The organism is Pseudonocardia nigra, assembly GCF_019396355.1.
GTDB lineage: Bacteria > Actinomycetota > Actinomycetes > Mycobacteriales > Pseudonocardiaceae > Pseudonocardia > Pseudonocardia nigra.
Genome location: NZ_JAHKRK010000394.1, coordinates 1 through 2,617, shown reverse-complemented (window position 1 = coordinate 2,617; position 2,617 = coordinate 1). Strand labels below are relative to the sequence as shown.

At 68.9% G+C, this 2,617-nt stretch carries 2 protein-coding genes and 1 pseudogene; 1 reads left to right on the top strand and 2 read right to left on the bottom strand.

All coding sequences use genetic code 11. The features are described 5' to 3' along the window. Positions 1–236: 236 nt before the first annotated feature. Positions 237–824: a formate/nitrite transporter family protein gene (locus tag KME75_RS40820; RefSeq protein ID WP_219420350.1), complete on the bottom strand. Its 588-nt coding sequence runs from the start codon at positions 822–824 to the stop codon at positions 237–239. Between the two features lie 384 nt (positions 825–1,208). Between KME75_RS40820 and KME75_RS40815 the strand changes: the two are divergent. Beyond that, a pseudogene (locus KME75_RS40815) lies at positions 1,209–1,696 on the top strand (transposase); the annotation flags it as partial. Between the two features lie 327 nt (positions 1,697–2,023). Here the strand turns inward: KME75_RS40815 and KME75_RS44525 are convergent. Continuing rightward, positions 2,024–2,464, bottom strand: coding sequence for an MspA family porin (locus KME75_RS44525; protein WP_219420349.1), 441 nt, complete (start codon positions 2,462–2,464; stop codon positions 2,024–2,026). Positions 2,465–2,617 lie beyond the last annotated feature (153 nt).

The following is a 2,617-nucleotide window of genomic DNA, read 5'->3' as shown; positions in this document are numbered from 1 at the left end:
CCGCCGCCCCCTGGGAGAAGCCCGCCCCGCCCGGCCGGCTGACGCCGGCCCGGGTTCGCCGCGGGTTTCGGAACCTCCGCGCGAAGAGCTCGACCCCGGCCAGCGCACCGAAACCCTCCCGACCCGGGTCCCGGGCGCCCACCCGGCTCGAAGAACAAGTGCCGCGCACCCCAGCACCCCGTCGGGAAAACCGGCAGAACGGACACCGCCGCGAGCAAGGCGAAGAAGCGGACAGGTTAAAGATCAAGCTGAGCCATCGTCGCGAAGAAGAACGCGAGCCCGACCATCCAGTTCGCGAGCATCGCGGACAGCACCACGGCGAACCAGGCGCCGACCCCGCCGCGCTCCTGGTAGGCCATCTTCGTCTCGACGATCTCCCGCAGCACCGCCTGGACATCCGGCGAATAGTTCTGGGCCAGATGGACCATCCAGCCGACGAGAAACGCCCCGCCGAAGTTGAACAGGAACGTCAGTGACCAGAAGCGGGTCAGGTGGGCTGGGCGCTTGTGGCACTGCAGCAGCACATCGGGCAACGAGACGTTGGCCTCGGTGAACAGGGCGACCCCGGACAGCGCCACGAAGTAGTAGCCGACCGCGAACGCCAGCCCCTGGATCAGCAACCTGACGCCCTCGGTCTGCATCCCGGCCGACAGCAGCACCGACAGCAGCGCCCCGAACGTGACGAACGCACCGGCCAGCAGCGCAGAGACCAGGGCAGGCCCCAGCCTCTGATGCAGGTGCTCCTCGCCCTTCGACGCGAGCTGCTCGGAGACGTAGCCCGCCTTGAGGTACTCCGGCTCAGCGCGTCCCTGTTCGCTTCGCATGCAACTCCTACTGACGGTGCCACGGCCACGACCTCCTACGTCGCACGCCACCGGGAACTGGTCCGCATCAGCGCTGGTCAGCTTGAGGCCGGGGCCAGGCTAGGACGAGTCGGGGCACACCGCCGGTTGGACCGCACCGAGCACGCCGTCGAAGAGCACACGCTCGACCCGGACGTTGCGCCGGATGGCCGGGGTGCCGACCTACGCGCTGACCGACAACGAGCACACCGTCTCGGTCGATCACGTCGCCGTCGCCCGCGTTCCGCAGCTGACTGACGGCCTGAACACCTCCATCTCCTGCTCAGTCCTCATGTCCCTGTCTGGGCTGCCCCGCAGATTCCGGACCGCTGGATTCGTATCCGTTTATGCCGACGTCGGCATTAACTCCACAAGATCCGAAACGTGCGGGACCGGCTGCCCGAGAAGCTGCGCACCGTGGTCACCGCCCGGATGCGGCGGGCCTACCACGCCGAATCCGCGCTCGCCGCCCAGGCGCAGCTGGAGAGCCTGGCCGGCGAGCTCGACCGCACCCACCCCGGCGCCGCGGCCAGCCTGCGCGAGGGGGCCTCGACGAGACCCTGACGGTGCTGCGCCTCGGCGTGCCCCCGACGCTGGCCCGCACCCTGCGCTCCACGGACGCCATCGAGAGCATGATCAGCATCTGTCGGGATCACAGCGCGAACGTCAAGCGCTGGCGCGACGGCACCATGGCGCTGCGCTGGTGCGCCGCCGGCATGGTCGAGGCCGGCAAGCAGTTCCGCCGGGTCAACGGCCACCTGCACCTGAAGGCGCTGCACGCCGCGCTCGAACGGCATGTCGCCGCCGAGAATGTCGGCACCGACCGCCACAATGACACCGTGACCGCCGCCTGACGATCACGGGGCCGTCACCGAAGTTCTACGAGACTCGGGACATCCTCGATCAGACGGCACGTCCGGTCTGGGTGTGCTGCTGGTGCCGCTCACCCCGTGTGTGACTACCCTGGCCGTTCGTCCTCGCTACGCTGCGGGCGCTCCGCCTGGGCACCGCTCCGGTGACGCACCCGCACACCGCCCAGGAGCGACCAGAAAACGGACAGAACGGGTCCATAGTCACCGAGCCCGCCCTTTCAAGGGATGCGTATTGCTCGGTCGCCGAGGGCAGCTGGGGCTGCCAGGTAGCCCTGGCAGCCCCAGGTGAGACCTAGCTTGAGCGAAGTCTCAGGACAGTTCCACGTCAACTGTGGTCTCGGTGTCGACCTCGGCGTTGGCCTTGGCCTGGGCCTGCACCGCGGCCCTGACCTGGGCGTCGACCATGGCCTCAATCTGCGCCTGGATCCGGGCCTCGAGGTCGGCCTCGAGGTCGGCCTCGACGTCGGCCTCGACGTCGGCCTCGACGTCGGGCGTGACGTCGGCGTCGACATTGACCTGGACCTGCGCGTCGCTCACCGTACCGTCGGCCGCGACCTGAAGGCCGACGTCGACGTCGACGTCGGCCTTGACCGCGGCCCTGATCTGAGCCTCGATGCGAGCGTCGAGCTTGGCCTCGAGCTTGGCCTCGATCTCCGCCTCGAGCTGGGCCTCGCTACCAGCGTCGAGCTCGACGCTGGTCGCACCCGCCGGGGCGGGGGCAGCAGGTTGTGCGAATGCGGCGGCAGGCACGCCGAGTGTGAGCGCCGTCGCACTAATAGGGCTTTGTTAGGTCGAGTTAGGTGAGTGGGGTCGTCGCGTCGGGACGGGTTGCAGGCAGGTGCGGCAGGCGCCGGTCCAGATGCCGAGCAGGGTCTGGAGTTCGCGGAGTACGGCGTAGAGGGT

Bases quoted from the DNA above. Each gene is read 5' to 3' on its own strand.
- KME75_RS40820 (WP_219420350.1), bottom strand. From the start codon at position 824: ATGCGAAGCGAACAGGGACGCGCTGAGCCGGAGTACCTCAAGGCGGGC.